This is a genomic window from Candidatus Dormiibacter sp., assembly GCF_050999135.1.
In the GTDB taxonomy this organism is placed as follows: domain Bacteria; phylum Chloroflexota; class Dormibacteria; order Dormibacterales; family Dormibacteraceae; genus Dormiibacter; species Dormiibacter spiritus.
Genome location: NZ_JBPCPN010000038.1, coordinates 44,579 through 71,574, shown reverse-complemented (window position 1 = coordinate 71,574; position 26,996 = coordinate 44,579). Strand labels below are relative to the sequence as shown.

The window sequence follows — 26,996 nt, the reverse complement described above, 5'->3', positions numbered from 1 at the left end:
ACAGTCACACCATTTGTCGCAGCACCCATGATCCTAGCTCCACGCTTCAATTCCAGGCCGGTCATCAGCTTGCAGCACGTCTGGAAGCGATATCCCAACGGCACGCTGGCGCTGCGCGACATCTCGCTGGAAGTCCCCGCGGGCGAGTTTCTGTTTCTAGTCGGTCCCTCCGGCGCCGGCAAGTCCACACTCGTTCGCCTGCTGATCCGAGAGGAGAAGCCCAGCAAGGGCAAGATCTTCATCAACGGTTTGGAGTTGGGTCGCATGAAGCGCTGGCGCCTGCCCCACTTTCGGCGCCAGGTGGGCCTGGTCTTCCAGGATTACAAGCTGCTGCCGCGGCTCACTGTCTACGAAAACGTGGCCTTTGCACTTCGTGTTCTGGGCGAGTCGAGTCGCGTGGTCTCCGCTCGGGTCAGCGAGGCCCTGGCGACCGTGGGCCTCGAAGATAAGCGGCGCAAGTATCCCAGCGAACTCTCCGGTGGCGAACAGCAGCGGGTCGCCATCGCCCGCGCTCTGGTGCATGCGCCGCGGCTCATCCTGGCGGACGAGCCGACCGGAAACCTGGATCCCGCCACCGCCTGGGAGATCATGCAATTGTTCCTGCGCATCAACGCTGGCGGGGCGACAGTGGTGATGGCCACTCACAATCGGGAGATAGTTGACATGCTCCGGCGGCGGGTGATCGCCATCGACGGCGGCCAGGTCGTCAGAGACGACCGATCAGGGAGGTACCATGAGGTTCTTCCGGCAGCTGCTGTTCACCTCTAACAGCGGCTGGCAGAGCTTCTGGCGCAACGGCGGCGTCACTGTTGCCGCTGTGCTTTCGATAATGCTCATCCTGCTGCTGGGTGGGACGAGCCTGCTGCTCGGCCATGCGCTGAGCCAGGTGCTGGAAGGCTACAAGCAGCGCGTGAGCGTCATCAGCGTAAGTGTCGCGGACGGAACTCCCCTGGCGTCAGTCAGCGATTTCATGGCGGAACTGCGGGAGCGCCCGGAAGTGACCAACGTCCGCTTCGTCAGCAAGGACGAGGAGCTGCGCCGGTTTGCCAGCGATCCTCGCAACCAGCAGCTGCTGCAGCAGCTGGATAGCAATCCCGTGCCGGCCAAGATCGAGGTTTCGGTCCGGCACCTTTCTGACGTGAGCACTATCGACGGCCTGGCCCGAAGCTGGCGCGGCGCCGATCGGACCAACCCCACCGATTATCAGGGCGACTTCATAGCCAACATGGTGAGGCTCTCCAACTATTTGACAATCGCCGGCCTCGGACTTTTCGCAGTGCTCCTGCTGATTTCCGTGGTGATAGTGATGAACACCATTCGCACGGCTGTCTATCATCGCCGGCGGGAGATCGAGGTGATGAAGCTGGTCGGAGCCACCGAGTGGTTCGTCCGCCGGCCTTTCCTGATCGAGGGCTGGCTGACGGGAATGATCGCCGCGGCGCTGGCGGTGGCGGTTCTCCTCGCCATCTACAGGCCCTTTGTCGCGCGCTTCCAGCAGGATTTGTTTTTCCTGCCGCTCGCCTACGACCCCAGCTTCGTGGTCCCGCTGGGGTTGGAGATGCTGGCGTTGGGCAGCGGGTTGGGACTGGTCGGGAGCTTCATCAGCGTCCGCCGCTTCGTGAGACTCTGAGCAGCTGGTGCGCGCTCTCCTGCTGCTGCTTCTGCTGGTCCCCTTGCTGCCCACAGCCTTGGTGCCAAAAACCGTGCTGGCGGATTGCGACCCCAACGATCCGATCTGCCAGCAGATCAAACAGAACGATCAGCACAAGAAGGATGTCGAGGCACTGCTCCAACAGCTCCAGCAGAGCGTGGCTGACGCTCAGGAGAAGGAGCGCGTGGCGCAGGAGCTGATCAAGCAGCTCTCGGGGCAGATCGAGCAGCAGAAGAAGGCGATCGCCGACACCAGCCTCAAGCTGGCCAGGACCGAACGGGATTTGCGCTACACGGGGGCTGACATCACCCGCCGCGACCAGCAGATAACGCTGAAGCAGCAGCTGCTGGATCAGCGGGCCCGGGAGCTCACGAAGCACGGGGAGCTCAACTACGTGGAGGTGCTGGTGACCTCGCGGAGTTTCACCGACATGGTCGATAGGGTGGCCATCATGCAGCAGATCATCGATTCCGACCAGAGACAGGTGAAGAGCCTCAAGGCGGACAAGGAGCAGGTGCGACAGCTGGAAAGCCAGCAGCAGGGCCGCCGCCAGGAGCAGGCTGCGCTCCTGAATCAGCAGAAGGACCAGAAGGCCGCGCTTGACAAGTCCCTGGCCGATCAGCAGTCGGTGCTGACGTATGAGCAATCACTGGAGGCCCAGTACCAGCAGCAGGCGGCAGTCCAGAGCGCCGAGAACGAGCGCACGGCTCAGAAGGCGATAGAACTGCAAGCTCAATACGCCGCCGAACTCGAGCGGCTACGCCAGGAGGCCGCCCAGCGGGCCGCGGCCGGTGGCGGTGGTGGCAACACCGGCGGGGGTGGGGCGGGCCGGCTGGGCTGGCCGGAACAGGGTTACATCACCCAGGGCTTCGGCTGCAGCGACCTGCTCGGCGAGCCCTACGATCCCAACTGCCCCAGCCGCCACTTCCACCAGGGAATCGACATCGGAGCGGCCTGGGGAACGCCCGTCGGCGCTGCGGACATGGGCATAGTGAGCGATGTGGTGACTGGGTGCAGCGAAGGCTTCTGGAGCTGCGGCGGCGGCTATGGCAACCACGTGATCATCACGCACGCCGGTGGCTTCACCACGTACTACGCGCACCTCTCAGCGGTCAACGTCAGTGTCGGCCAGCACGTCAACCGGGGCGACATCATAGGCAACGAGGGCTCGACCGGCTACTCGACTGGCGCTCACCTCCACTTTGGCGTGCTGTACAACGGGAGCTGGGTGAACCCGCAGGCATATCTCGCGTGACGCACAGGAAGTAGGGCAGAACGCTCAGAATCCTTCGACGGCTCAGCTTCGGCTGGTGGCGCCAGGCTATGGCCGGGCTGGTCCTGATACTACTGTCGTTCACGGGCGGCGTCTGGGCGGATCAGAACTTCCCCGACATAGTTCCGGTCCTCCCCGGCCAGTCGGGTTCGGGGCAGTTCGACCAGGCCAGCGTCAACCAGGCACAGCGGCTCCTGCGCACCCAGTACTACAACGACAAGCTTGACTCGGGCAGTTTGAGCCAGGGCAGCATCAGAGGCATGGTGCAGGCCCTGGGCGATCCCTACAGCGCCTATCTGGACCCTGCCCAGTACCGCCAGCAGCAGGACAGCTACTCAGGCCGCCACGCGGGGCTCATCGGCATCTACGTTGACTACCAGGGTGGCTATCCGGTCATCACTGGGCTGCTGCCGGCTTCGCCGGCGCTGAAAGCCGGCCTCAAGACAGGAGACGTGATCCTGGCCATCGACGGCAAACCGGCTTTGAACTTGAAGCCGGAGGAGTCCTCCGCCCTCATCAGAGGCCAGGTGGGGACCCAGGTGGTCCTTCACCTCCGGCGGGGCAGCGGCGAACTGGATGTGACTGTGGAGCGGCAGGACTTCCAGAGTCCGAGCGTTGAGGCAGCTTCGCTGCCGGGCTCGGTGCTGTATCTGCGGGTATATCAGTTCGGAGATCGCACTCGGGACGAATTCGACAGCCAACTGGCAGCAGGCCTGCCGGCGGCTCACAGCGTGGTGCTTGATCTACGAGAGAACGGGGGCGGACTGGTCAGCGCCGCGGTGGCGATGGTGAGCCGTTTCGTCGATCGGGGAGAGGTATTCGAAGAGCGCGGAAGGAACGGCAGCGTCCAGCGGACCGACGTCGACGGTAACCACCCGGCAGCCGGGGTTCGCCTCTTCGTGCTGGTCAATGAGGACAGCGCGTCCGCCTCGGAGATAGTGTCGGGTTCCCTCCAGGCTCACCACCGCGGCGCCCTGGTCGGAGCCAAGACCTTCGGTAAGGGTTCGGTTCAAGTCGACTACAGGCTCCAGAACGGCGGGGACCTCCACCTGACAATAGCGCGCTGGTATCTGCCTGACGGCCGATCCATCGACAAGAGTGGACTGCAGCCTGACGTCGCAGTGCCGCTGGCCAAGAAGTCGGCCATGTTCGACGTATTGCAGCCAGAGCGAGGTCACGCCGACGACGCGCAGCTGAACCAAGCTCTGCAGCTGGCGGCCTCTCCGTAGACTCTGCGGTCAGGCCTCGGGGCGGTTAGCTCAGCTGGTCAGAGCGCCTCGTTTACACCGAGGAGGTCGGGAGTTCGAACCTCTCACCGCCCACGCCCGGAGCTGGATGATCCGGGTGATCAGGTCCACCGCCGGCGTCCTGGACACGACTTCCTGGAACCGAAGTTCCTTGCCTCACTCCTCCTTTTGCACCACCTTTTCCTTCCGCCCACGAAGTCATCGACCTCGTGGTCAGTTCCAGGACACTAGAATGGTCCGCCGTGCCGAGATAGCTCAGCTTGGTAGAGCACTTGACTGAAAATCAAGGTGTCCCCAGTTCAAATCTGGGTCTCGGCACCATCCCCCGTCCTCGTGCCTCAGGCCGGTGCGGTCGGGCTCGGTTGACCGCCGCGTAGAGTCGGACGCACATGGCTGATCAGCGCAGGTGGGACGAGGAGGACGAGGCATGATCGAGGTGCAGGGAGTTGACGTCAGGGGCCCCATTGAAGGGCGCCACGCCGAGATCCTGACGCCGGAGGCGCTGGAGTTCTTGGCAGGGCTGCACAGGCGCTTCGATGGCCGGCGGCACGAGCTCCTGGCCTCGCGGCGGGAGCGGGAGAGCCAGCTGGCGGGCGGCGTCCGGCCGGATTTCTTGCCGGAGACAAGGCATATCCGCGACGGCGACTGGAAGACTGCGCCGCCACCTCGCGACCTGCAGGACCGGCGCGTCGAGATCACAGGGCCCGTTGAGCGGAAGATGCTGATCAACGCTCTCAACTCCGGCGCCCGGGTTTTCATGGCCGACTTTGAGGACGCCAACTCACCGACGTGGCAGAACAACCTCGACGGCCAGGTGAACCTGATCGAGGCCATCGAGGGCAGCATCGAGCTGCGGACGCCAGAGGGCAAGGAATACAAGCTGAAGCCGAACCCTGCCTACCTCTTGGTACGCGCGCGGGGCTGGCATTTACCCGAGAAGCATCTCTTGGTCGACGGCGGCCAGATCGCCGGCGGTCTGATGGACTTCGGGCTGTACACGTTTCACAACGCCGAGAGGCGGCGCCGCAAGGGCCTCAGCACCTGCTTCTACCTGCCCAAGCTGGAAAGCCACCGGGAGGCCCGGCTCTGGAACGACGTCTTCACGCATGCCGAGGAAACGCTGGGCCTTGAGCGAGGCACCATCCGGGCCACAGTCCTGATCGAGACGATCCTCGCCGCCTACGAGATGGATGAGATCCTTTACGAACTCCGGGAGCACTCCATCGGGCTGAACGCGGGCCGTTGGGACTACATCTTCAGCGTCATCAAGAAGTTCCGGGACCGCTCCGACATGGTGCTGCCAGACCGGGCCCAGGTCACCATGACGGTTCCCTTCATGCGTGCCTACACCGAGCTCCTGGTGAGCACTTGCCACCGACGCGGCACCTTTGCCATGGGCGGCATGGCGGCTTTCATCCCCAGCCGCAAGGACGCCGAGGTAAACCGCGTGGCCTTGGAGAAGGTGCGCGAAGACAAGGTGCGGGAGGCAGAGGCCGGCTTCGATGGGACCTGGGTGGCCCACCCGGACCTCGTTCAGGCCGCCACGGAGTGCTTCGACGAGGTGTTGGGCAAACGGCCCAACCAGATCGACAAGTTGCGCGATGACGTTCAGGTGAAACCGGCTGAACTGCTCAATCTCGCGATCGGCGGTGGGGCCATCACCGAGGCGGGACTCCGCCTCAATGTCAGCGTCGGCATCCAGTACATCGAGTCCTGGCTGCGCGGCAACGGAGCGGCAGCCATCAACAATCTGATGGAGGACGCGGCCACCGCCGAGATTTCACGCTCTCAGGTCTGGCAGTGGGTGCGGCACGGCGTCCGCCTGGAAGATGGGCGGCCGGTGACCAAGGAACTGGTAGGTGAGATCGCCGACCAGGAACTGGAGAAGCTGCGGCAGAGCTACGGCGAGAGCTACTCGTCAGGCCGCTTCAACGACGCTCGCAGAGTTTTCGACCAGGTCGCCCTGGCCGACGACTTCGTCGACTTCCTGACGCTGCCCGCCTACGAACTTCTGGACTGAGCGCCGGCGGCGTCCGCAAGGCGCTTACCCGACAGCAAGGAGGCTGCCTCTAGCGGGGCGGTTTACCGGGCAGCCGGCGCCATTGCCGGGGCCCGACCCCTCCGTTCGGGTTGCCGGGAATGAAGGGCACTGAGCCTTCCTTGACCAGGCACAGATCCTTGCGCACGACTGTGCGTTCCCCGCTCGAATGCTCCACCACAACCGTTCGTTCCAGCACTGCCCGAACATGCACGCTCTCCTCGTTGACGACGGCGTTAAAGCCGGGGCCGACTTCAAAATTCTCCGGCGGAACGACGTTCAAGAGCGGAATCAGTTCAACGGTGCTGCTCATGCGGGACCTCCGGCTACCCAAAAAAGAACGCCGGTCCGTCCGGACCGGCGCTGGCTGAGTGTACCAAAAGCCCTCTGCAACTCAGTTCTACACTTCGCCTTTCAGGCTGCGCTTTTCCCCGCGGCACGATTCCGCCGTGCGGCTTCGCGGCCCCGCTTCGCAGCGTGACGAGCCGCCAGGACGCCAAAGCGCAAGCGCTTGGGATCAACCAGGCAGCGATGCCGGTTGACCAGCAACTTCGGCTCTCCGGGGGCGGGCTCGATAACGGCTGTCCGCTCCAGAACAGCGGTGACCCAGACCTCTCGTCCGTCCACCTGGGCGGGAAAGTCCGGCAGGATCTCGATATCGGTCTCGGTGGCTACTGAATCGAGCGGTACAAGCTCCATCTTCTCTGACTTCGACATGACATGGATGATATCACATTTGGCCTCTACCCAAACTATGAATAGGCAGATTCAAAGCAGGGTTGGGATCAGCTCCAGCGTCTCGCGGCGCGCCGCAACAGACCGCGCTCGTGCGCAGTGTAAGTGACCGCGACCAGCACTATCAGCAGCAATGCGAGTGGCACCAGCTGCGCCGGAAGGAGGCGAAAGAGCAGCACGACCCGGCGCCCTAGCAGCCTACCGAGCAGGAGAAAGATAGTCGCCCAGGCCAGGGACGACACCAGGACTGACAGCACGAAGGTCACCGGCGGGACTTCCACGATGCCGGCAAACGCCGAGAGCACTATGCGCAGGCCGGGAATGTGCCGGCCCAAGATGATCGCCCATGGGCCCCAGCGTGAGAAGGCCTTCTCCGCCCGATCCAGCCGGTCAGCATCCATTCCCAGGAGCTTGAACACCCGCAGGATGAAAGGCCGACCGAAGCGTCGGCTCAGCTGATAGAGGCAGAAGCTGCCGGTCACGGCGCCGGTGACCACCGCCAGAAAGGCAAGCGGGAAGGCCATGTTTCCTGTCGTCGTCAAATAGCCGCCCCAGGCTATGGCGACGTCGCCTGGCACCGGCAGCGGGATGCCCAGTTCCTCCGCGAAGACCACTAGGTAGAGGCCGACCGCCGTGTGCTCGTTGATGAAGTGGAGAACCGCTCGCTGGAGGGGCCGGAAGGTGCCGGGCATCTGCAGCCAGCGAGGCAAGTTCCACGCCATCACGAGCAGCGCCGCAGACAGCGACGCTAGAGGTTGGCTGAGCATGTTGCCGCGATCATAAAAGTGGGGCGCCTGTGCGCCAACGGTGTGAAGACGCTGTGTAAACAGGCTACCGGTCTCTAAGCACCGCCAGCGGTTCTGGAGATGACGTCAGCTGCCCTGCGACCGGCTCGGGCAGTGTGTCGGGGGCTGACCAGTGGAGTGAAACCCCGAACTCCGCTGCAAAGAACGGCGCGTAGCCGCAGGCGGCTTCCTGAACGGAAAGTCGGGGGCCGCGAAGCTCGAGCACCGAGGTGGCGCGCTTGCCGCTCAAGCCACAGGGCACTATGCCTGCGTTGAACGTATTGAGATCGCTGGTCAGATTGAGGGCGAAGCCATGGCTGATCACCCGCTGATTCAGCTTCACGCCGATGGCTGCGACCTTGCCCGGGCTCGGCAGCGCCGACCCCCGCGACCAAACGCCTGTGAGACCCCTGCCGCCGGGTTCTGACGCAATGCCGAGGCTCGCCAAATACGCCATCAGGCTCCGCTCCAGCCCACGGATGTGGCGCAGAATGTCGCTTCCCAGACCCGGCAGGTTCAGGATGGGATAGCCGACCAGTTGGCCGGGCCCATGGTAGGTGGCGTCGCCGCCACGGTCGCTCCAGACCACCTCGACTCCGCGCCTGGCGCACTCCTCTGCGGTCCAGAGCAAGGTTGAGCCGTCGCCCCGCCGGCCGATCGTGAAGACAGCCGGATGCTCGAGCAGCAGCAGGGTGTCAGGCTCCCGGCCGGCCTTGACTCCCTCGACTAGGGCGCGCTGGAGGTTCCAGGCGCCCCGGTAGGGGACGCTACCCAGCCAGCAGGCTCTTACGACGGGCTGGGATCTGCTCATCAGCGTGATAGGAAGATCGCACGAGGGCTCCTGATTCCACGTGCTCGAAGCCCAGGGCAAGTGCCTCCTCTTTCAGCTCCAGGAACTCTCTCGGCTCGTAGTAGCGGACCACCGCTGCGTGCTTGGGAGTTGGTCGCAGATACTGTCCGACTGTCAGCACGTCGATGTCGTGGGCCCGCATATCGCGGAAAACCTGGAGCAGCTCCTCCTTCTCCTCACCCAAGCCCACCATGACGCCCGACTTGGTGACCAGGTCGGGCTGGAGCCGCTTCACAGTCTGGAGGAGCTGGAGGCTGCGTTCGTAGACGGCCTTGGGACGAATCCTGGCGTAGAGGCGCGGCACGGTCTCGGTGTTGTGGTTGAAGATCTCAGGCCGCGCCTGCGCGACGACTCGGATCGCCTCAGGCTCGCCCTGAAAGTCGGGGGTCAGGACCTCGATCGACGTCTGTGGACTGAGGCGGCGGACCGCCCGGATGGTTCGTGCGAACGTATCCGCACCGCCGTCGCGCAGATCATCCCGATCGACAGAGGTGATGACCGCGTGGCGCAGCCCCAGCTGAGCTATCGATTCGGCCACGCGCACGGGCTCGCCAAGATCGAACTCGGCGGGCCGGCCGGAGGTGACTGCGCAGAAGCGACACGCTCGGGTACACGTGTCCCCCAGGATCATGAAGGTGGCGCTGCGCCGGTTCCAGCAGTCGAAGATGTTCGGGCAGCGGGCCTCCTCGCAGACAGTGTGCAATCGCTTGTCCTTGACCAGCTGCTTCAGCTGCTTGTAGTTCTCACCCTCATGGACGCGCACGCGCAGCCAGTCGGGGAGTCGCCGCGCCGGTTGAATGGTCTCCGTCATTGGTCCTCAGTCAACTAGATACGGATTGCCGCGGGCGTCCAGCCCTCCAGCCTGGACTTGATCAGGCCCAGGAAATCGCCGGCGAGCTTGCCGTCGATGACCCGGTGATCGAACGAGAGGCACATGTTCATCATGTGCCGCACGGCGATGCCCTCGCCGATGATCACCGGCCGCTTCACTATCGACTCGGTGGTCAGGATGGCCGCCTGCGGTTGATTCAGGATTGGCTGGCTCGCCACCGAGCCGGTCGGGCCTGTGTTGTTCAAGGTGAAAGTGCCGCCCTGCACGTCCTCGGGCCGGAGCTGCCGGCTGCGCGCCCGCTGGACGAGATCGCCCGCAGCCCGAGCGAGATCGCTGAACCCCAGGCGGTCGGCGTTGTGGATGACGGGGACGATCAGGCCGTCAGGGATGGCGACCGCCAGCCCGACGTTGATGTACCGCTTGAGGAGAATCCCGTCATCGGTCCAGCTGGAGTTGAGGAGCGGAAATTCGTGAAGAGCGTCGCCCAGCACCTGGATCACGAAGGGGAGGTAGGTGAGAGGGGTCCCGTTGCGCTGGGCGAAGCCCGACTTCTCCGCCTCGCGGTAGCGGACCAGCTCAGTCATGTCGATCTCCTGCAAGGTCCAGGCGTGGGGACTGGTGGCGAGGCTGCGGGTCATATGCTCAGCGATCGAGCGGCGCATGGCGCTGATTCGGACCAGCTCCTCGGGGGCCTCGCCCGCGGCTGCCGGAGTGCCGGCCTCTGGCGGCGCGGGCTGGAGAGGCTCGGTTCGGGCGGCTGGAGCCTGGGGCTCGGCCGCCGTGGGTCCGGTTGAGGTGGGCTCCCCTGCCTGCTTCGCGACGTGGGCGAGCACATCGTCCCGAGTTACCCGGCCGCCCAGGCCGCTGCCTTGGATAAAGCTCGGATCGAGCCGATGCTCCTCCGCCAGGCGGCGCACCGCTGGGCTGAATCGGGCCCGAGCGACGCCGTCACTGTCCGCGGGGGCCGCTGTGGGCGTGGCGGCGGCGGCTGCGCCAGACGGGCCGCCTGCGCTTTCGACCACTGTCGCCTCCGCTGTGGCTTGGGCGGCAGCCGTGCTGAGGTCAGCATCCCGCGGCTGCTGTGGCTGCGCTTGTTCGGCGGCGACCTGTGCTTCGGGCGCGGCGCCGGCGACTTCCATCTGGGCCAGCACAGTGCCTATGGGGACAGTCGTGCCCTCTCTCACAGCTATCTGAACGAGGCGGCCCTCGAAGGGGGAGGGGATCTCGGCGTTGACCTTGTCAGTGACCACTTCCACCAGCGGCTCATCCCGCTTGATGTAGTCGCCCTCCTGTTTGAGCCACTTGTCGACTGTGCCCTCGGTCACAGACTCGCCGAGCTGCGGCATCTTGATCGGCGTGTCGGCCAACTGAAATTCCTCCAAAAGCTGTCCAGAGTGGAGGCGACGACCAGAATCGAACTGGTGATGGAGGTTTTGCAGACCTCTGCCTTACCACTTGGCTACGTCGCCGGCCAGCAGGGGATTCTACCGTCCGCTATATCCGCCAGGGAGGCAGGCGGCCGCTCGTGTGAACTCGCCTGGACCCGCGCAGATCGTCGGCTCTGATCTCCCTCAGTGAGGCAGCTCCTGCTCTCCCATTTGGAAGTGATGCCCGATCTCGTGCTCCAGCGTGCGCCGGACCTGCGTCTCCAGCTCCTGCCAGCTCTCGGCGAAGTGCTCGTGCGTGTCCTTGAACAGTGTGATGCGCGGGGGCAGGTTAGTCTCGGCCAGCACTCCGGCGCCCTCGTACAGCCCGAAGAGGCGCAGGCCGGAATCGTCAGCCACCAGGAAGTGGATATCCTCCAGGTACGGCTGAAATTCGGCCGGGATCGCTTCGATCGCCTGCATCACCGCCGCTTCGAAGCGCTCCCTGCTGACCGGGAACATCTGAGGAGAAGAATGGGGCAAAGCCTGACTGCTGAGACCGCGGGCGCACAGCGGGTGGTGATCGTGGGGGCCGGCACGATGGGCTCGCAGATAGCGCTGCAGACCGCCTACAGCGGTCGCTACGCGGTGACCCTGGTGGACAGCGTGCCCGAACAGCTCGAGCGGGCCCGAGCTCAATCTCAGAAGCTCTCCGCTCGTTCCGTGGACAAGGGCAGGCTCAGTCAGGAGGGGGCCGACCGGGCGCTGGCCGCTCTCGAGTTCTCAGCGGATCTGGGGCCGGTGGAGCAGGCGCAGTTCGTGATCGAGGCAATCATCGAGGACCTCGGCGCCAAGCAAGACCTCTGGCGTCAGCTGGGCGAGCGAGCAGCCCGAGACGCGCTCCTGGCAACCAATTCCAGCACCATCGCGATCTCGCGCTTGGCCTCGGAGGTCGCCACTCCCGAGCGGTGCTGCAACCTCCACTTTTTTCACCCCGTCACTGTCATGCAGCTGTGCGAGGTCGTCAAGGGACCTGTCACCAGCGATGAGACCATCCGGCGCGCCATGGAATTCGTGCGCTCGATCGACCGGGTGCCAGTGCTGATCAACAAGGAGGTGCACGGCTTCATAGTCAATCGCATCCTCTTCGCCGCCGCCGAGGAAGCCATGAATCTTCTCGAGGGCGGCTATGCGAGCGTGGAGGACATCGACACGGCCGTCAAGAAGGGCTTGAACTGGCCGATGGGTCCTTTCGAGCTGCTCGACTTCAGTGGCCTGGACGTCTTCTATGGCGGGCTGGAGGACCGGGCGCGGCTGGAGGGCGGCCCGGGCGCGCCGAAGATCCTGAAGGACAAGGTGGAGCGGCGAGAATTGGGCCGCAAGACGGGCCGTGGCTTCTACGATTACGACCAGTAGTGGACTGTTTACGGTCCACCGGCACACGCGGGTGTGGCGGAACCGGTAGACGCGCAGCTCTTAAAAAGCCGTGCCTGAAAAGGCGTGTGGGTTCGATCCCCACCACCCGCACAATGGGCAGCGCCCGGCGTTGGCGTGACCGCCCTAACATCTACAAAGGATGCGCGAGCGATACGAGGAAGAGCCCGAGCCGGACCAGGAGCCTGACGCCGCCGGACCCGCCCTCAGCCTGCCAGTGCCCACGGTTACGGACGGGGAGGGCGGCCGGAACTGGCATTACAGGACCGATCTGCTGACGCCGGCTGAGATGATCGACGGCGAGACCCTGGTGGCGAAGCTCGCTGCGGCAGCCGAGGACAGCTGGGAGCTGGCAGGTGTCTATCCGGCAGGCGAGCGGCACGTCCTGCTCCTGCGCAAGCCCAGGAAGGTGGAGCGAGAAGCGCGGCGCGTGGGCTTCGCCCCGCCCGGGCGCTGAGGCAGGCTATCTCGGCCGATCGCGCCCGAGGTGGGCGGCCGGCTGCCGGAGACAGCCGTCCGATCGGAGTCTTCGACTCAGGCGTGGGTGGTCTCACGGTGCTGCGGGCCATCCAGGAGCGGCTGCCGCTGGAGAGCACCATCTACGTGGGCGACCTGCAGCACTTTCCCTATGGGCCGCGCTACCAGGAAGAGGTGAAGCAGTTCGCCTTCGAGATCATCCGCCACCTGCAGCAGGCCCAGGTCAAGCTGATTGTGATCGCCTGCAACACAGCCACAGCGGCGGCGCTGAACCAGGCCCGGGAGGTGTTCGATGTGCCGCTGGTGGGCGTGATCAGCCCTGGCGCGCAGGCTGCGGTTCAGGCCACCCGCAAGGGGCTGGTGGGCGTGATCTCGACCGAGGGCACACGACTGTCGCAGGAGTACCTGCACGCCATCAAGGAGCTGGACCCGATGGTCGGCGTCTATCAGAAGGCGTGCCCGGAGCTGGTTCAGATAGTCGAGGAGGGCGACGCTGAAAGCGGGCGCGCAGAAGAGGCGTTGCGGCGCGATCTGGCCCCGTTTGTGGATCTCGGCGCCGACGTGCTCGTGCTCGGTTGTACTCACTACCCCCTCCTGCGCCCAGCCATCCAGGCTGTCTATCCCGGCGCCTTCGCGCTCGTCGACTCGGCCGAGACGACCGCCGCCATGGTCGAGCGGCGCCTGGACCACGCCCGCATGCGAGCGCTGCCTGGCACCGGTCAGCCGGTGCACGAGCTGCGGGTTACGGCTGTGCCTCGACGCTTCCACGAGGTGGGGGAGATACTTTTCGGGCGGCCGGTGCCGCCGGTGAAGGAGATTCGCCTCGACCAGTCGTCCCGGGCTCGGGACCCCACGCCTGGCATCATTGGAGGCCGTGACAAAGCAACGCCGCACCCCGGCGCCTGAGGCGGCGCCCGAGGAGCCGCCCCTGCCCATGCGGGCGCCCGCTGCCCTGGCGATCGCGCTGGTGGTCATCGCCCTCACGGTCGCGGCCGGTGTCGGGCTCAACTGGGCAGCGCAGGTGAAGCCGCCGGCCGAATTCGCCAGCTGCCATCTGGCCACGCAGCTGGCGCCGGGCCGGTTTGCGGGGCCGCCCGCCATGTGCATTGACGCCAGGAAGGACTATTCGGCAGTCATCTCGACCAGCAAGGGCGACATCCAGCTGACCTTCAGCAAGTCGGCGCCGATCACCGTCAACAACTTCATAATTCTGGCCGTCAACGGCTACTTCAACGGGCAGCACTTCTTTGCTGTCCAGGACTGGATAGTCCAGGCGGGAGATCCCCAGGCCAACGGTTCTGGCGGCCCTGGCTACACGCTGCCGCCCGAACCCCTGGGCAAGGATGAGCACCTGACGCCGGGCGCCATGGGCATGGCTCGCTTTCCCGATGGGAGTCTGAGCGGCTCCCAATTCTTCATTCTCCGCGGACCCTGGCCGGGCAGCGAGCCGACGACCGTCTACAACCGATTCGCCACTGTGTCCGGTGCGGGCCTTTCAGTCGTATCACAGCTGGATGCGTCCGACCGAATCACCCAGATCAAGATCCAATCCTCACAGCCGAAGAAGGCCTGAGGCACTCGTATAATCGCATGGAGGTTACTTAGATGCCCTTTGGGATCCACCCTGGCTTTCTCCTCGTCCTGCTCATCATCGTGCTGGTCGTCTTTGGCCCCGGGAAGCTGGGCGACATAGGTGGTGCCGTCGGCCGCGGCATGCGCGAGTTCCGCAAGGAATCCGAGAAGATGATGAACGACGTCAAGACGGAGCCTGCCGCCGAGACACCACCAGTCGCTCCGGCTGCCCCCGTTCAAGCGGTGGCTTCGACGCCCGCCGCCCCGACCACCGTGACCCCGCCGGTCACACCAGAGCCCGCCAAGACCGAAACCGAGAAGTCGGCTTAGTCAGCGTCTGATGGCGCTACTGTCGCGTAGCGCTTCGTCGCGCCCGAAGACTGCGGATGAAACCCGCATGTCGATCATCTCCCACCTGGAGGACCTGCGCCGGGCGCTGATCATCTCGATCATCGGCTGGGTCGCGCTGACTCTGGTGGCCTTCTTCTTCTCGGGCCAGGCCTTCCAGTTCCTCGTCCAGCGCTCGGGCGTGCATCAGGTCTACTTCACGGCGCCCACGGATCCCTTCACGCTGAAGCTCAAGATCTCCCTCTACATGGGCATAGTCGTCGCCTCACCGCTGATCTTCCAGCAGCTGTGGTGGTTTGTCAGCCCGGGGCTTCATCTGAAGGAGAAGCGGCTGATTCTGCCGCTGATCATCGCGACCACCTTCTTCTTCCTGCTCGGAGTTGGCTTCGCCCTCTTCGCGCTGCCGCTAATCATTCACGTGCTGTTTGGCTTCTCTTTCGTGGGCCTGGCGCCGCTCATCACAGCCAGTGAACTGCTCAGCTTCATCCTCGGCATCGTGATCGCCTTCGGCGTCGTTTTCGAGCTGCCCGTAGTCCTCTACACGCTGGGCCTCCTGCGCATCATCAGCTCCCGCTGGCTGTGGAAGCACAGGGCCTACTGGCTCGTCGCGCTGGGGTTGATCGCCAATGTCATGACGCCCGGCGCTGACCCCTTCACCCCGCTGATCGTGTTCGTGCCCCTGGCGATCTTCTGGCTGGGCACCACGCTGCTGCTGCGGCTGACCGGGAGGTAGGAAACATGGCCCGACCTGACGGACGTGAGCGCGCCGATCAGCTGCGGCCCTTCAAGATCGAGCTGGGCGTCAACGCGCACGCTGAAGGCTCGGCCCTGGTCGAGACCGGCAGGACGCGTGTCTGGGTGACGGCCAGCGTGGAGGAGCGGGTGCCGTTCCACCGCCGGGGCACCGGCAGGGGCTGGGTCACCGCGGAGTACTCGATGCTGCCCCGAGCTACGCACGACCGGGGCCAGCGGGAGGCCAGCCAGGGCCGGATCGGCGGCCGCACTCACGAGATCCAGCGGCTGATCGGGCGCTCCCTCCGCACTGTGGTGGACATGAAGGCGCTGGGCGAGCGGACCATCACGCTTGACTGCGACGTGCTGCAGGCTGATGGCGGCACCAGGACGGCGGCCATCACAGGCGCGTTCTGCGCGCTGTATCAGGCCATCAAGCGCATGCAGGCAGCCAAGCTGCTCAGTCACAACCCGATCCGCAACTACGTCGCGGCCGTCAGCGTCGGCATCATCGATGGTGAGCCCCGTCTGGATCTTGACTACGCCGAGGACTTCCTGGCCCACACCGACATGAACGTGGTCATGCTCGACGACGGGCGGTTCATCGAGCTCCAGGCCACCGCCGAGAAGGAGCCGCTGGCCAAGACCGAGCTCGACGCGCTGGTGGCACTCGCGCAGAGCGGGATCCGCGAGCTGATAGTGCAACAAAAGCGGGCGATCGCGACCCTGGGCTAGACCGGGCTGACGGTTCTCTTCCTGGCCACTGGGAACGCGGGCAAGCTGGGCGAGTTCCAGGAGCTGCTGCTCGGCACCGGGCTGACGCTTGAGGCGGTCGACACCAGAGTGCCCGAGACTGGCGACAGCTACGGGGCCAACGCCGCGCTCAAAGCTGAAGCGGCCACCAGGTCCCGGGCCGGCCCGGCCCTGGGCGACGACAGCGGTCTGGAGGTCGCGGCGCTGGGCGGTTATCCCGGCCTGCTCTCGGCGCGGATCGCGCCGACTCAAGCTGAACGCGAGGCGCTGTTATTGGAGCGCCTGCGCCACCACCCGCGGCCCTGGCGGGCGCGCTTCGTGTGCCTGCTCGCCCTGTCGGTGCCCGGCCGCCAGACACTCTCGTTCAGCGGCGAGGCGGCCGGCGAGATCCGGGAGCCGGCCGGCAGAGGCCACGGCTTCGGTTACGACCCGGTTTTCTGGCCTTCCGGCAGCCGGCTCTCCTTGGCTGAGTTGCCGCCGATCGAGAAGCACAGACTCAGCCACCGCGGCGCAGCGGTGCGGGCGCTGCTTGCCAGCGGCGCGCTGGCGACCCTGGGTCGGCCCTCAGAGCGCGGCGAGAGCCGCCGCTAGGTCGGGCCGCTCACCGGCGTGCTGGTTGGGCCTCCGGTAGACCACCTCGCCGCCGCGCGCCACAACTATCACGCCTCCCTGCTGCCAGGGGTCCCCCTGGACTGAGGTCTGACGATGACCGCGCAAGGTCGAGCGGGCGCCGGCGAGCAGGCTCCCGAGCGAGAGTGTGGCTCCGATGCCGCGCTTCAGGCCGGCGGCGCTGAAGGTGCTGAGCGAAGGATCGGTGTAGACGGGGATCCCCGGCACCTTGTCCTCCTGGAATCTGGCTGCGAACTTGACAGACCCGTTCCCGACAAAGATGAGCTGAGCGCCCTTGGCCTCGATTTGAGGCAGCTTGCCGCGCAACTGCGCGGCTGTCTCGAGACAGTGGGTTCAACCGAAGTGGCGGAGGAAGACGACCAGCAGCGGTCTCTCGGCGGCCAGCGTCAGCAGGTCGACTGACTGTCCCTCGGTGTCGAGCACGTTCAGGGCAGTCGCTTGGGCCATTGCGGTTGAGACTAGGCAAAGAGCAGCAACGCCCGGCAGGTTCGAATTGGCCTAGGACCCTGGAAGTGAATCAGCTTTTGCGCTTGAGCCTGCGCCAGCCGCCGGCGCGGTTGTTGGCAATGATGTGCTTGAGGATGGCGGTCAGCGCGGGTGCGTTGATCGCTTCGCCTTGGCGGACAGCCACTGTTCGGGCGGTCTGGTTGTCGTGACCGGCTGTGATGATTCCTTCGGGATCAGGGACCATCGCCCCGTCGTAAAGGAACACGTTCACATGGTCTTTCGCCGCCAGCAGCGCGCAGATGTTGCCCTGCAGGACGAAGTAGGGACGGTTGGTGCGCTTGATCGTCTCAGTGACCTCTCGGTCGGCGGTGTGGGCTAAAGTGCGCACCTCGCGGCAGATCGCCTGCTGCCAATCGGGTAGGCCGTCGATGTAGGCATCCACGCCGGGGTGAAAGGACTGTGTCAACAGGAGGCCCCCAGCTCGGTGACCTTGCGCGCTGCCACTGGTTTCGGCCCGACGCCGGGCGCTTCCTCTAGCGGCCTCGTCCGCGATACCAGAAGCCGCCCCCGCCGAGAACTAAGACGATGACGACGATGACGATGATCAGGGTGGTCGTATCCATGGCTGGGACTATAACGCGCGTCGCCGGCTCGCCGGGTATCGGTCGGTATGACGAAGGCACGCCCAGAGTCCTGCCCTGCGTCGGCTGCCACACCAGCCGCTCCAGGACTCCAAGCTTCCCCGCCTCCTCTTGCTGCCCGTCCCCTCTGTATCGTTCGCTATCGTCCACTTCGCCGTGTCCTGCTCAGCCAGCGATGCCGGGCAGGCAACGCTTCGCAGCGCGGTTTCGGGAGCAGGCATGGCAGCTGGGCTCAAAGACACGGGCGGTAGCGCAGTCTGGCAGCGCGCCTGCTTTGGGAGCAGGAGATCGCGAGTTCGAATCTCGCCCGCCCGACCACCTCACCCAGTTGCCAGCCGTTAGAGTCGGATGCATGTCGGCGCGGCTCCTGAATGACCTCGACAGCTACCTCAAGGCCCACCTAGACGGTTGGGTAGAGGAGCTGGTCGAGCTCTGCCGGCTGCCCAGCGTCTCCGCCCGGCACGAGGGCATAGAAGAGTGCGCCGCGCACGTCTGCCGGTTGCTCCAAAGGCGCGGGCTGGCTGCCGAGGTGCTGCCAACAGACGGTCATCCCGTGGTGGTCGGCGAGCTGGCGGCGGGCCGAGGCAAGACCATGCTCTTCTACAACCACTACGACGTCCAGCCGCCTGAACCGCTTGACCTCTGGCAAAGCCCTCCATTTGAGCCGGACCTGAGAGACGGCCGTCTCTACGCGCGTGGCGCCAAGGACGACAAGGGCGAGCTGATGGCCCGGCTGGCGGCGGTCGACGCCCTGCAGGCGGTCACCGGCGGCCTTCCCTGCAACGTTCGCTGGCTGGCCGAGGGCGAGGAGGAGGTGGGCAGTCCCCATCTGCCGCCGTTTGTCGAGCGGCATTGGGAGAGGCTGCGCTGCGACGGCGCCATCTGGGAAGAGGGTGGCGTCGATCCCGAGGGCCGGCCGCTCGTGACCCTCGGCACTCGCGGCCTGCTCTACGTGGAGCTGAGCGTCAGGGCCAGCGGCCGGGACGGCCACTCTGGAGAGGCAAACCTCATCCCCAATGCGGCCTGGCGTCTGACCTGGGCGCTCAGCACCTTGAAGGGCCAGGACGAGCGCATCAAGATCCCGGGCTTCTACGATGGCGTCCCAGAACCAACTCCTCGCCAGCTGGCGATGCTGGCCGAATTACCCAGCCCTGAGCGCGGACTGCTGGCCACCTACGAGCTGGACTCGCTGCTGCTCGGCCGGACGGGAGCTGAAGTGCTGGCGGCCCGATTCCAACCGACCTGCAACATCGCCGGCGTAACAGCCGGCTTCCAGGGGGAAGGAGCCAAGACAGTCATCCCGGCGCTGGCAAGCGCCAAGCTCGACTTCCGGCTCGTACCCAGCCAGGACCCCGCTGCCGTCGCGGGCCAGCTGCGTGCCCACCTGGACGCGGAGGGCTTCCCCGACGTCAACCTGCGAGTGATCGGCTGCGAGCCGGGCGCCTTCATCGACCCTGACGACCCGCTGGTCAGGCTGGCGGCAGAGACCGGCGCCGAGGTCTACGGTCGGCCGGCCCAGCTGGTGCCCCTGTCCGGCGGCACCACCCCCATGTTTCTCTTCGCGGGCCGCGGAGTGCCGATTGTGGCGCCGGGCGTCGGCTACGGCGCCAGCAACCTCGCCCACAGTCCCAATGAGAGCGTGCGGCTGGAGGACATCCGGCAGGCCGCCCGGCACGTCGCCCGGCTGCTTCTCCGTTTCGGCGAGGTTTAGAGGTCAAGCAAAGCGAGCTCGCTGAAGCGGCCCGGGCTGTCCTGCGCGGGAACGACGCGGGCGCCTGGACGCGACCGTCGCCGGATCAGTACCCCCATCAGTGGAACTGGGACTCCGCGTTCATCAGCCTGGGTTGGGCCACGTTCGACTGGCCGCGCGCCTGCCAGGAGCTGGAAAGCATGCTGGCCGCCCAATGGTGGGACGGCATGGTGCCCCACGTTCACTACGATCCCCGCCACCTGGCCGAGTACTTTCCCGGCCCTGACCGCTGGCCTCGGGCGCAGCAGCACGTCCGCAACCCCGGCCAGCTGACCAGCGGCATCAGCAACCCGCCAGTTCTGATCACTTCCGCTTGGCTGATCGGTCTGCGCCAATCCGATCAGCGCCTCCGCCACGCGTTCTGGCGGCGGGTGCGGCCGGCCCTGGCCAAGTACGTCGAGTACTGGGGCTCCGCCCGACGTCGGCCAGGCCATCTTCTGCCTGTCATGGTCCACCCCTGGGAGAGCGGCTGGGACAACTCACCCCGTTGGGACGCGCTCAGGCTGTCAGGCCTGAAACCGCGGCAGCCCTACTTTCGACTGGACAACCGTTTCGTCAGGGCCAGCGAGCGACCGACTGACAGCGATTACGACGCGTATCTGGCCCTGGTCGAGAAGCTGGAAGACGCTGACTTCGAGCTTGAGCGCTACAGGTCGGACTCACCCTTCTGCGTCCACGACGTCCTGCTGGACGCCGCTTGGTACGGAGCGGCAAATGACCTGAACTCCATCTGCGCGTCACTCGCCGACCCGCCCGCTGTGAGCGGTGAACGCCTGGCCGAATTTGCCGCGGCGTTTGAGGCGAGCCACTGGGACGAGGCGGCCCAGCTGTACTTCGACTGGGACTGCCGCCGCGAGGAGCGGATCAGGACGCCCTCAGCTGCCGGGGTGGCCGCTCTGGCGGGTGGCGTCGCCAAGCCCCAGCGTGGGCGGGCCGCCTGGCGCCGCTACGCGGAACTCTGCCGAGGCGCCCTCGCGGTCTGTACAGTGCCGCCGGCAGACCCCAACTTCGAGCCAGAGCGCTACTGGCGGGGGCCGGTCTGGCTCAATGTGAACTGGCTCGCCGCTCGTGGGCTCGCTCAGGTAGGTCTGGCGGGTGAGGCGCGCGCACTGGTGAGCCAGAGCCTGGCCCTGGTCCAGGAGCACGGCTTGGCCGAGTGCTTCGACCCCTTCGACGGCAGCCCGCTGGGAGCGGGCGGTTTCTCCTGGAGCGCCGCCCTCGCCTTGGATTGGCTGGAAGGTTAGGCCAATAAAAAGGGGAAGCCCGCCTTTTGGGGGGACGGGCTTCCCGGCTGGGGTGGGGAAGATGTCGCTTTTGGGGTCCTCGCTTAGAGGATGCTACAAATGGTAGCACAACCCGCAGCAGAACACAACATGTGACGGCCTGCCCCATTCAGTGGCCAAGGATCCGGGCCAGGTCATAGCTCACAGGCTCCTCCAGCTGGTCATATCCGCAGGTGCGAGGATCCCTGTCGGGGCGCCAGCGCCGGAACTGAGCCGTGTGGCGGAAGCGCGTGCCCTCCATGTGGTCGTAGGCGACTTCGCAGACCAACTCCGGCCGCAGCGCCACCCAGGAGAGATCCTTCTTCGCGTTCCAACGCGACTGAGCTCCCGGGAGCCGGCCGCCCTGGTGCGCTTCGGCACGTGCCCATTCCGCCCAGGGGTGACCGTCCAGGTCCTCCTGCCGGTAAGGCTCGAGCTCCCTGACCAGCTCCCGCCGGCGGTGGAGGGGAAAGGAGGCGGAAACCCCCACGTGCTGCAACTGGTTCGCCGCGTTGTACAGTCCGAGCAGCAGCGAGCCGACCACGCCGTCGTTCTTGTGCCAGCGGAAGCCCGCCACCACGCAATCTGCAGTGCGATCGTGCTTGGTCTTGAACATCGCACGCTGGTCGGGTCGGTAGGGCAGATCCAGCGGCTTGGCGACTATGCCGTCCAGTCCGGCGCCCTCGAACTGCTCGAACCAGTCTCTGGCGACATCCAGGTCCAGCGTTGCTGGAGTAACGTGCACCATCGATTCTCTCGTCAGTGCTTGCTCCAACAATAGCCGCCTCTGGCGGAACGGCTCGGCCATGAGAGATCTCTGATCCAACGCCAGTAGATCGAAGGCGACGAGCGAGGCGGGGGTTTCGGCGGCGAGCAGACGCACGCGCGAGTCAGCCGGGTGGATGCGGTTCAAGAGGGCGTCGAAGTCCAGCTTTTCCCCCCGCACTATGACTATCTCCCCGTCGACGACGCACCGGGGGGGCACGCTGTCTTTCAGCGCTGCCACCAGCTCGGGGAAGTAGCGGGTGATGGGGCGCTCGTTGCGGCTGCCCAGCTCTACCTCGTCCCCGTCCCGAAAGACAATGCAGCGGAAGCCGTCCCACTTGGGCTCGTAATGAAGGCCGGGCGGTATCTCAGGCACCGATTTGGCCAGCATCGGCTTCAGAGGCGGCATTACAGGCAGTTTCATGGGTGCTTCCATGATGCCGCCACGCGTGCTCGTCCTGAGGGCGGCGGATGGCCCATAGTCGAGAGCATGGTTGAAAGCGACATTCCGCTGAACGAGGCGGACCTGGGCCAGGACCCGCTTCCGGCCTTCAACCGCTGGTACGCCGAGGCCGAGGCCGCCGGTGAGCTCCAGCCCAACGCCATGGCGCTGGCCACAGCCGGCGAGAGCGGCGCGCCCGCGGTTCGATTCGTGCTGCTGCACACGGCTGACAGCCGCGGCTTTAGCTTTTTCAGCAACTACGAGAGCGCGAAGGCGTCTGATCTGGCCATCAACGCCCGGGCGGCGCTGGCGTTGTGGTGGCCGCGACTCCACCGGCAGGTGCGCGTCACCGGTTCCGTCGAGCGGACGAGCCGGGCGGAGTCGGAGGAATACTGGGTCGGGCGACCGTATGGGAGCCGCATCTCAGCCGCCATCTCGCGACAGAGTCAGGTGATCGGCGGCCGAGTCGAGCTGGAGGAGGAAATGCGGCGGCTGGAGGCGCTTCAGCCCGATGCGCCTCCCCTGCCGGATCGATGGGGTGGTTACTGGCTGCGGCCTGAGAGCATCGAATTCTGGCAGGGGCGGCGCAATCGCCTTCACGACCGCCTGCTGTATCGCCGCCGGCAAGCCGGCTGGCAGATCGAACGGTTGGCGCCGTAGGGCGCCCCGGCCATCGAGCCCTAAGTCCCTTTGGACACCAACCGATCGGGGGGCTGGGCGCCGGCCGGTGGCCACGACCCCGCCAGCGGCACATGTGGACTTGGCGCCACCCCGGGTGGTACCCTTAACAGGTTCATCGCCGCGCAGCCACGCGCGCATCCGCTCCCACTCGAGCCAGAGCGCGTGAAGGGAACAGTCTAGCGACTAACGCGGTTGAAACAGGAAGTCAAAGAATATGGCACAGATCAACCCGGAGACCGCAGCCGCAGAGCTTTCCCGCGAACAGTTGGAAGGTTTGACGACCAGTCTGGACCGCGCGAAGCAGGAACCGCCTGAGGAGGTCGAGAGCGCAGCCCTGGACGACGCGGTCCGCGCCTACTTCCAGGAGATCGGTCGGGTCAAGCTGCTCACCGCCAGCGACGAGGTGGAGCTGGCGAAGGGCATCGAGGCTGGCAGCAGCGAATGCCGCCAGAAGATGATTCAGGCGAACCTGCGCCTCGTCGTCTCAGTGGCCAAGAAGTACGTGGGGCGGGGGTTGCCTCTGCTCGATCTCATCCAGGAGGGAAATCTGGGGCTGATGCGCGCAGTCGAAAAGTTCGACTACCGCCGGGGCTTCAAGTTCTCCACCTATGCCACCTGGTGGATCCGCCAGGCGATCCAGCGGGCTGTCTTCGACGATGCCAGGACGATTCGGATCCCAACTCATAACGCCGAGCTGATCGGCAAGCTCGTGCGTGTTCAGGACAGGCTTCGTCAGGAGCTCGGCCGCCAGCCCACCTCAGCTGAACTTGGTCTCGAGATGGGCCTGGATCCGGGCAAGGTGGAGTGGCTGTTCGAGATCGCGCAGGAGCCCGTGTCGCTGGAGACGCCGCTGGGCGAGGAGGGCGAAACCGAATTGGGCGACCTGCTCGCCGACCACCGGGCCGAGTCCCCGGCCGCGGCGGCCGCGGCCAGCGCCCGCAAGGGCGACATCGAGGCGGCGCTGGAGTCGTTGATGCCTCGACAGCGCAGGGTTCTGCAATTGCGCTTCGGGCTGGGTGACGATCAGCCGCGCACCATCGAGGAGGTGGCCAAGCGGATGGGGGTCAGCCGGGAAGAGGTGCGCCGGCTGGAGCGCGGCGCTCTCGAGTGCCTGCGCGAGAGCGGCCGAGCCGAGCTTCTCCGCGACCATCTGGCGCCGCCGGCGGCCTAGCCACAGCCGGGAATCTGGTCGGCGGTTCATCCGACCGTGCCCCAGGGTCGACCCAGGGACGGCCGTGGCGGCCGCCCCTCGTGTTCACTGAGCTGAGATCAGCTGCATCCGGTCGTCGAGCCGCAGTTCAGGCACTTGTAGCAGCTTCCGCTGCGCACAGTGATGGAGCCACAGTCGGCGCAGGAGGGAGCGTCTGCATTCACTACAAAGGTGACGTTGCTGGTGCTGCCCCCGTTTGTCTTCGCCACGAGCTTCAGCTCAGCGTTGGCCGGCGTCTCGATCTCGAGTGAGACGGGCTGCCGGCGCACTATGCCAACCGCGTCCTGATCCTCGGCGTTGAGAAAGCGGGTCGCCAGCCAGCGGAAGATGTAGTCGATGATCGACTTGGCGATCGGGATCTCCGGGTTCTTGGTGAACCCGTTAGGTTCGAAGCGCATGTGCGAGAACTTGTTGATCATGACAGGCATCGGCACGCCGTACTGAAGCGCCACGGACGTCTGCGTGGCAAAGGCGTCCATCATGCCGGAGATCGTTGAGCCCTCCTTGGCCATCGTGATGAACACCTCGCCCGGCGCCCCGTCCTCGTATATGCCGACTGTGATGTAGCCCTCGTGGCCGGCGACGTCAAACTTGTGAGTCAGGGACTGGCGCTCATCGGGAAGCCGGCGTCGAATCGGCCGGGCCTCCGCCGGAACCTTGGCCTTGCCGTCCTGGTTCTGGCTCGACGTCGACAGTGGTTGGGAGCGCTTGCAGCCGTCGCGATAGATGGCTATGCACTTGAGACCGAGCTTCCACGACTGGAGGTAGACATCGGCGATGTCCTCTGCGCTCGCAGAATGGGGCAGGTTGACGGTTTTGGATTGCGAACCGGAGATGAAGGGCTGGACCGCCGCCATCATCCTGACGTGACCCATGGGCTTGATCGACCGCTGGCCATTCAGCGGCTTGAAGGCGCAGTCGAACACCTTGAGGTGCTGGTCGGCTAGTTCCGGCGCGCCCTCGATGGTGTCGTGCTCGTCGATGTACTCCACTATGGCCTTGGTCTGAGCCGCGTCGTAGCCAAGCTTGCGCAGGGCCTCCGGCACAGTACCGTTGACGATCTTCAGCATCCCGCCGCCGACCAAGCGCTTGTACTTGACGAGAGCCAGATCGGGCTCGATGCCTGTGGTGTCGCAGTCCATCATCAGCCCGATCGTCCCGGTCGGGGCCAGCACTGTGGCCTGGGCGTTGCGATAGCCGTGCCTCTCACCCAGCTTCACCGCCTCATCCCAGGCCGCTCGGGCAGCCTCAACGGGGACGCCGGCCGCGCCTGCGGCGTTGAGCGAGTACGCGGCTCCCCGATGCTGGTTCATGACGCGCAGCATCTCGTTTCGGTTGTCTTGGAAGTCAGCAAAGGGTCCCTTCACCTCGGCCATGCGCGCTGACTGCGCGTAGGCGCGGCCTGTCATGATGCCCGTGATGGCGCTGGCGTAGCGGCGGCCTTCGTCGGAGTCGTAGGCGAGACCCATCGACATCAGCAGCGCGCCGAGGTTGGCGTAGCCCAGGCCGAGCGGCCGCAGGCGCTCCGAGTTGGCAGCGATCGCCGGAGTGGGGTAGCTGGCGTAGGAAACGATGATCTCCTGGGCCAGAAAGCAGATGTCGATGGCCTTCTCGAACCGTTGGGAATTGAAAGTCCCATCCTCGCTCTGGAACTTCATGAGGTTGAGCGAGAGCAGGTTGCAGGCCGTGTCGTCCAGGAAAACGAACTCTGAGCAGGGGTTGGTGGCGTTGATCCGGCCGCTGTTGGGCACGCAGTTCCACTGCTGGATGGTGGTGTCAAACTGCAGCCCCGGATCTCCGCAGATCCACGCGGCTTCAGCCGTTTCCCGCCAGAGGTCGCGGGCCCTGTGCTTCTCGAGCGGACGGCCGTCGGTGACTGCCTTGGTCTCCCACTCGGTGTCGTTCTCGACGGCCTCCATGAACTCGTCAGTGAGCCTGAGCGAGTGGTTGGCGTTCTGAAACTGCACCGAGTCATAGGCGCCGCCCGGAACGTTGAAACCGGCCTCGTAGCCGGCGTCGATCAAGGCCCAGGCCTTCTTCTCCTCGTCTGCCTTGCAGGCGATGAACTCTCTGACATCAGGATGGTCACCGTTGAGGATGACCATCTTGGCCGCCCGGCGGGTGGTGCCGCCCGACTTGATCGAGCCGGCAAAGCTGTCATACCCGCGCATGAACGAGACGGGACCCGAGGCAGTGCCACCCCCAGCCAGCCGCTCCTTGGAGGAGCGCAGAACTGACAGGTTGGTCCCGGTGCCCGAGCCGAACTTGAACAGCATGCCCTCGGTTTTGACCAGTTCGAGGATCGACTCCATGGTGTCCTGGACGGAGTTTATGAAGCAGGCGGAGCCCTGCTGTGAGCGGTTGGGCACGCCCAGGTTGAACCAGACGGGGCTGTTGAATGAGGCGTGCTGAGTTGCGAGGAGCCAGCGCAGCTCCTCCTCCCAGTTTGTGGCATCCTGCTCGCTTCTGAAGTACTCTCCCCGCCGGCCCCACTCGCCGAGCGTGTTGACCACCCGGTCGATGAGCTGCCTCACACTGGTCTCGCGCTCGGGGCTGCCCTGATGACCCCTGAAGTACTTCTGAGCCACAACGTTGAGCGCCAGCTGCGACCAGGAGCGGGGGACCTCGACCTCCTCCTGCTCGAAGATCGTCACTCCCTTCTCACTGGTGATCGCGGCGGTCCGCCGCTCCCACTCGATCAGGTCGTACGCATGGGTTTCGGCGGGCGTGAAGTATCTGCCAAACTTGAGGCCTCCGGGAGCTACGTGCGGTTCTTGGTGAGATGCTGCGACGTCGGCTGCGTTCTTCGCCATTCCTACTTCAGGAGCCTCCAAACACCCTCGCCGGGTTCACCGGCCGGGGAGAAAAGGCCCCGGAGCATGCCCGCCAAGAAATGCCCCAGGGCCACCGAAACAGAACTCCTCCTAGGATACGGCTGTCACTGCCAAATGTCAACATCTTGCGGTCACCTGTGCGGTCAGCCCCAAGATCATGGCGTGGACAACCTGTGGAAGGGGTGTGGCTAGACCTGTGGACGAGTGCCTTGAGTTGGGCAAAAGCGTCCAGGTTTTCGCGCC

Annotated in this window: 28 protein-coding genes and 5 tRNA genes; 21 read left to right on the top strand and 12 right to left on the bottom strand. The window is 65.4% G+C overall.

What is annotated here, in order from left to right; translation table 11 throughout:
* Positions 1–27: 27 nt before the first annotated feature.
* The 7 genes from ftsE (at position 28) to aceB (ending at position 6,191) form a co-directional block, all read left to right on the top strand.
* Positions 28–768 (top strand): cell division ATP-binding protein FtsE, encoded by a 741-nt coding sequence (gene ftsE, locus ACR2MZ_RS09890; RefSeq protein WP_434004876.1) that lies wholly within the window; start codon positions 28–30, stop codon positions 766–768.
* Complete coding sequence (locus tag ACR2MZ_RS09885; protein WP_434004875.1) at positions 734–1,630, top strand: cell division protein FtsX; 897 nt, start codon at positions 734–736, stop codon at positions 1,628–1,630. The genes ftsE and ACR2MZ_RS09885 overlap by 35 nt, the downstream gene beginning before the upstream one ends.
* A gap of 7 nt (positions 1,631–1,637) precedes the next feature.
* Complete coding sequence (locus tag ACR2MZ_RS09880) at positions 1,638–2,906, top strand: murein hydrolase activator EnvC family protein (RefSeq protein WP_434004874.1); 1,269 nt, start codon at positions 1,638–1,640, stop codon at positions 2,904–2,906.
* 68 nt (positions 2,907–2,974) lie between these two features.
* Positions 2,975–4,153 carry a S41 family peptidase gene (locus ACR2MZ_RS09875; RefSeq protein ID WP_434004873.1) on the top strand — a complete coding sequence of 393 codons (1,179 nt, stop codon included), beginning with the start codon at positions 2,975–2,977 and terminating at the stop codon, positions 4,151–4,153.
* A 19-nt stretch (positions 4,154–4,172) separates the two neighbouring features.
* A tRNA-Val gene (locus tag ACR2MZ_RS09870) sits at positions 4,173–4,246 on the top strand.
* A gap of 169 nt (positions 4,247–4,415) precedes the next feature.
* Positions 4,416–4,492, top strand: a tRNA-Phe gene (locus ACR2MZ_RS09865).
* 106 nt (positions 4,493–4,598) lie between these two features.
* Positions 4,599–6,191 (top strand): malate synthase A, encoded by a 1,593-nt coding sequence (aceB, locus tag ACR2MZ_RS09860; protein ID WP_434004872.1) that lies wholly within the window; start codon positions 4,599–4,601, stop codon positions 6,189–6,191.
* A gap of 49 nt (positions 6,192–6,240) precedes the next feature.
* On the opposite strand, the gene ACR2MZ_RS09855 is transcribed toward aceB, so the two are convergent.
* The 8 genes from ACR2MZ_RS09855 to ACR2MZ_RS09820 form a co-directional block, all read right to left on the bottom strand.
* Complete coding sequence (locus ACR2MZ_RS09855) at positions 6,241–6,522, bottom strand: hypothetical protein (protein WP_338181692.1); 282 nt, start codon at positions 6,520–6,522, stop codon at positions 6,241–6,243.
* 101 nt (positions 6,523–6,623) lie between these two features.
* Complete coding sequence (locus ACR2MZ_RS09850) at positions 6,624–6,926, bottom strand: hypothetical protein (RefSeq protein WP_434004871.1); 303 nt, start codon at positions 6,924–6,926, stop codon at positions 6,624–6,626.
* A gap of 68 nt (positions 6,927–6,994) precedes the next feature.
* A complete protein-coding gene (locus ACR2MZ_RS09845; RefSeq protein WP_434004870.1) occupies positions 6,995–7,711 on the bottom strand; it encodes a DedA family protein in 717 nt (238 codons plus the stop codon).
* Positions 7,712–7,775: 64 nt separating this feature from the next.
* Positions 7,776–8,540: a lipoyl(octanoyl) transferase LipB gene (gene lipB / locus ACR2MZ_RS09840; RefSeq protein ID WP_434004869.1), complete on the bottom strand. Its 765-nt coding sequence runs from the start codon at positions 8,538–8,540 to the stop codon at positions 7,776–7,778.
* Positions 8,497–9,390, bottom strand: a complete 894-nt coding sequence (gene lipA / locus ACR2MZ_RS09835) for a lipoyl synthase (protein WP_434004868.1) — start codon at positions 9,388–9,390, stop codon at positions 8,497–8,499. Before lipA ends, lipB begins: the two co-directional genes overlap by 44 nt.
* Before the next feature lie 14 nt (positions 9,391–9,404).
* Positions 9,405–10,778: a dihydrolipoamide acetyltransferase family protein gene (locus ACR2MZ_RS09830; RefSeq protein WP_434004867.1), complete on the bottom strand. Its 1,374-nt coding sequence runs from the start codon at positions 10,776–10,778 to the stop codon at positions 9,405–9,407.
* A gap of 28 nt (positions 10,779–10,806) precedes the next feature.
* Positions 10,807–10,880: transfer RNA gene (locus tag ACR2MZ_RS09825), tRNA-Cys, on the bottom strand.
* Positions 10,881–10,982: 102 nt separating this feature from the next.
* Entirely contained in the window at positions 10,983–11,297 is a 315-nt protein-coding gene (locus ACR2MZ_RS09820) for a metallopeptidase family protein (RefSeq protein WP_434004866.1), read from the bottom strand.
* A 12-nt stretch (positions 11,298–11,309) separates the two neighbouring features.
* Here ACR2MZ_RS09820 and ACR2MZ_RS09815 point away from each other — a divergent pair, with 12 nt between their 5' ends.
* From ACR2MZ_RS09815 to ACR2MZ_RS09775, 9 genes are all read left to right on the top strand, one after another.
* Entirely contained in the window at positions 11,310–12,191 is an 882-nt protein-coding gene (locus tag ACR2MZ_RS09815) for a 3-hydroxyacyl-CoA dehydrogenase family protein (protein WP_434004865.1), read from the top strand.
* A gap of 27 nt (positions 12,192–12,218) precedes the next feature.
* A tRNA-Leu gene (locus tag ACR2MZ_RS09810) sits at positions 12,219–12,302 on the top strand.
* Between the two features lie 49 nt (positions 12,303–12,351).
* Positions 12,352–12,666: a hypothetical protein gene (locus ACR2MZ_RS09805; RefSeq protein WP_434004864.1), complete on the top strand. Its 315-nt coding sequence runs from the start codon at positions 12,352–12,354 to the stop codon at positions 12,664–12,666.
* Positions 12,552–13,592, top strand: a complete 1,041-nt coding sequence (gene murI / locus ACR2MZ_RS09800) for a glutamate racemase (RefSeq protein ID WP_434004904.1) — start codon at positions 12,552–12,554, stop codon at positions 13,590–13,592. Before ACR2MZ_RS09805 ends, murI begins: the two co-directional genes overlap by 115 nt.
* Entirely contained in the window at positions 13,561–14,259 is a 699-nt protein-coding gene (locus tag ACR2MZ_RS09795) for a peptidylprolyl isomerase (protein WP_434004863.1), read from the top strand. Before murI ends, ACR2MZ_RS09795 begins: the two co-directional genes overlap by 32 nt.
* A gap of 32 nt (positions 14,260–14,291) precedes the next feature.
* Positions 14,292–14,588 carry a Sec-independent protein translocase subunit TatA/TatB gene (locus ACR2MZ_RS09790; protein ID WP_434004862.1) on the top strand — a complete coding sequence of 99 codons (297 nt, stop codon included), beginning with the start codon at positions 14,292–14,294 and terminating at the stop codon, positions 14,586–14,588.
* A 67-nt stretch (positions 14,589–14,655) separates the two neighbouring features.
* On the top strand, positions 14,656–15,339 hold the full coding sequence (gene tatC, locus ACR2MZ_RS09785; protein ID WP_434004861.1) for a twin-arginine translocase subunit TatC: 684 nt from the start codon (positions 14,656–14,658) through the stop codon (positions 15,337–15,339).
* A gap of 5 nt (positions 15,340–15,344) precedes the next feature.
* Positions 15,345–16,073, top strand: a complete 729-nt coding sequence (gene rph, locus ACR2MZ_RS09780) for a ribonuclease PH (protein WP_434004860.1) — start codon at positions 15,345–15,347, stop codon at positions 16,071–16,073.
* Between the two features lie 6 nt (positions 16,074–16,079).
* Entirely contained in the window at positions 16,080–16,682 is a 603-nt protein-coding gene (locus tag ACR2MZ_RS09775; RefSeq protein ID WP_434004903.1) for a non-canonical purine NTP pyrophosphatase, read from the top strand.
* Here ACR2MZ_RS09775 and ACR2MZ_RS09770 read toward each other — a convergent pair.
* The gene (locus tag ACR2MZ_RS09770) at positions 16,656–17,027 is read right to left on the bottom strand and encodes a peroxiredoxin-like family protein (protein WP_434004859.1); all 372 of its coding nucleotides are present in this window, start codon (positions 17,025–17,027) and stop codon (positions 16,656–16,658) included. The two genes, ACR2MZ_RS09775 and ACR2MZ_RS09770, sit on opposite strands and share 27 nt — an antisense overlap.
* A gap of 211 nt (positions 17,028–17,238) precedes the next feature.
* Positions 17,239–17,634 (bottom strand): DUF1801 domain-containing protein, encoded by a 396-nt coding sequence (locus ACR2MZ_RS09765; RefSeq protein WP_434004858.1) that lies wholly within the window; start codon positions 17,632–17,634, stop codon positions 17,239–17,241.
* 416 nt (positions 17,635–18,050) lie between these two features.
* Here ACR2MZ_RS09765 and ACR2MZ_RS09760 point away from each other — a divergent pair.
* From ACR2MZ_RS09760 to ACR2MZ_RS09750, 3 genes are all read left to right on the top strand, one after another.
* Positions 18,051–18,127: transfer RNA gene (locus ACR2MZ_RS09760), tRNA-Pro, on the top strand.
* Positions 18,128–18,161: 34 nt separating this feature from the next.
* Positions 18,162–19,520, top strand: a complete 1,359-nt coding sequence (locus tag ACR2MZ_RS09755) for a M20/M25/M40 family metallo-hydrolase (protein ID WP_434004857.1) — start codon at positions 18,162–18,164, stop codon at positions 19,518–19,520.
* A 41-nt stretch (positions 19,521–19,561) separates the two neighbouring features.
* Positions 19,562–20,803, top strand: coding sequence for an MGH1-like glycoside hydrolase domain-containing protein (locus ACR2MZ_RS09750; RefSeq protein WP_434004902.1), 1,242 nt, complete (start codon positions 19,562–19,564; stop codon positions 20,801–20,803).
* 148 nt (positions 20,804–20,951) lie between these two features.
* On the opposite strand, the gene ACR2MZ_RS09745 is transcribed toward ACR2MZ_RS09750, so the two are convergent.
* Complete coding sequence (locus tag ACR2MZ_RS09745; RefSeq protein ID WP_434004856.1) at positions 20,952–22,010, bottom strand: ATP-dependent DNA ligase; 1,059 nt, start codon at positions 22,008–22,010, stop codon at positions 20,952–20,954.
* Positions 22,011–22,076: 66 nt separating this feature from the next.
* Here ACR2MZ_RS09745 and pdxH point away from each other — a divergent pair, with 66 nt between their 5' ends.
* Together pdxH and ACR2MZ_RS09735 are read left to right on the top strand one after the other, a co-directional pair.
* On the top strand, positions 22,077–22,688 hold the full coding sequence (pdxH, locus tag ACR2MZ_RS09740; protein WP_434004855.1) for a pyridoxamine 5'-phosphate oxidase: 612 nt from the start codon (positions 22,077–22,079) through the stop codon (positions 22,686–22,688).
* A 235-nt stretch (positions 22,689–22,923) separates the two neighbouring features.
* A complete protein-coding gene (locus tag ACR2MZ_RS09735; protein WP_338181641.1) occupies positions 22,924–23,880 on the top strand; it encodes a sigma-70 family RNA polymerase sigma factor in 957 nt (318 codons plus the stop codon).
* A gap of 98 nt (positions 23,881–23,978) precedes the next feature.
* Here the strand turns inward: ACR2MZ_RS09735 and ACR2MZ_RS09730 are convergent, their stop codons facing one another.
* Positions 23,979–26,732, bottom strand: a complete 2,754-nt coding sequence (locus ACR2MZ_RS09730) for a vitamin B12-dependent ribonucleotide reductase (RefSeq protein WP_434004854.1) — start codon at positions 26,730–26,732, stop codon at positions 23,979–23,981.
* Positions 26,733–26,996: the final 264 nt, after the last annotated feature.

What these genes read in the sequence shown, in the direction of transcription:
- tatC (WP_434004861.1), top strand. Translation starts at nt 14,656, where the DNA reads ATGTCGATCATCTCCCACCTGGAGGACCTGCGCCGGGCGCTGATCATC.
- lipB (WP_434004869.1), bottom strand. Translation starts at nt 8,540, where the DNA reads ATGAGCAGATCCCAGCCCGTCGTAAGAGCCTGCTGGCTGGGTAGCGTC.
- rph (WP_434004860.1), top strand. Translation starts at nt 15,345, where the DNA reads ATGGCCCGACCTGACGGACGTGAGCGCGCCGATCAGCTGCGGCCCTTC.
- ACR2MZ_RS09745 (WP_434004856.1), bottom strand. Translation starts at nt 22,010, where the DNA reads ATGAAACTGCCTGTAATGCCGCCTCTGAAGCCGATGCTGGCCAAATCG.
- ACR2MZ_RS09850 (WP_434004871.1), bottom strand. Translation starts at nt 6,926, where the DNA reads ATGTCGAAGTCAGAGAAGATGGAGCTTGTACCGCTCGATTCAGTAGCC.
- ACR2MZ_RS09875 (WP_434004873.1), top strand. Translation starts at nt 2,975, where the DNA reads ATGGCCGGGCTGGTCCTGATACTACTGTCGTTCACGGGCGGCGTCTGG.
- ACR2MZ_RS09790 (WP_434004862.1), top strand. Translation starts at nt 14,292, where the DNA reads ATGCCCTTTGGGATCCACCCTGGCTTTCTCCTCGTCCTGCTCATCATC.
- lipA (WP_434004868.1), bottom strand. Translation starts at nt 9,390, where the DNA reads ATGACGGAGACCATTCAACCGGCGCGGCGACTCCCCGACTGGCTGCGC.
- ACR2MZ_RS09815 (WP_434004865.1), top strand. Translation starts at nt 11,310, where the DNA reads ATGGGGCAAAGCCTGACTGCTGAGACCGCGGGCGCACAGCGGGTGGTG.
- aceB (WP_434004872.1), top strand. Translation starts at nt 4,599, where the DNA reads ATGATCGAGGTGCAGGGAGTTGACGTCAGGGGCCCCATTGAAGGGCGC.
- ACR2MZ_RS09845 (WP_434004870.1), bottom strand. Translation starts at nt 7,711, where the DNA reads ATGCTCAGCCAACCTCTAGCGTCGCTGTCTGCGGCGCTGCTCGTGATG.
- ACR2MZ_RS09885 (WP_434004875.1), top strand. Translation starts at nt 734, where the DNA reads ATGAGGTTCTTCCGGCAGCTGCTGTTCACCTCTAACAGCGGCTGGCAG.
- ACR2MZ_RS09855 (WP_338181692.1), bottom strand. Translation starts at nt 6,522, where the DNA reads ATGAGCAGCACCGTTGAACTGATTCCGCTCTTGAACGTCGTTCCGCCG.
- ACR2MZ_RS09820 (WP_434004866.1), bottom strand. Translation starts at nt 11,297, where the DNA reads ATGTTCCCGGTCAGCAGGGAGCGCTTCGAAGCGGCGGTGATGCAGGCG.
- pdxH (WP_434004855.1), top strand. Translation starts at nt 22,077, where the DNA reads ATGGTTGAAAGCGACATTCCGCTGAACGAGGCGGACCTGGGCCAGGAC.
- ftsE (WP_434004876.1), top strand. Translation starts at nt 28, where the DNA reads ATGATCCTAGCTCCACGCTTCAATTCCAGGCCGGTCATCAGCTTGCAG.
- ACR2MZ_RS09735 (WP_338181641.1), top strand. Translation starts at nt 22,924, where the DNA reads ATGGCACAGATCAACCCGGAGACCGCAGCCGCAGAGCTTTCCCGCGAA.
- ACR2MZ_RS09755 (WP_434004857.1), top strand. Translation starts at nt 18,162, where the DNA reads ATGTCGGCGCGGCTCCTGAATGACCTCGACAGCTACCTCAAGGCCCAC.
- ACR2MZ_RS09805 (WP_434004864.1), top strand. Translation starts at nt 12,352, where the DNA reads ATGCGCGAGCGATACGAGGAAGAGCCCGAGCCGGACCAGGAGCCTGAC.
- ACR2MZ_RS09730 (WP_434004854.1), bottom strand. Translation starts at nt 26,732, where the DNA reads ATGGCGAAGAACGCAGCCGACGTCGCAGCATCTCACCAAGAACCGCAC.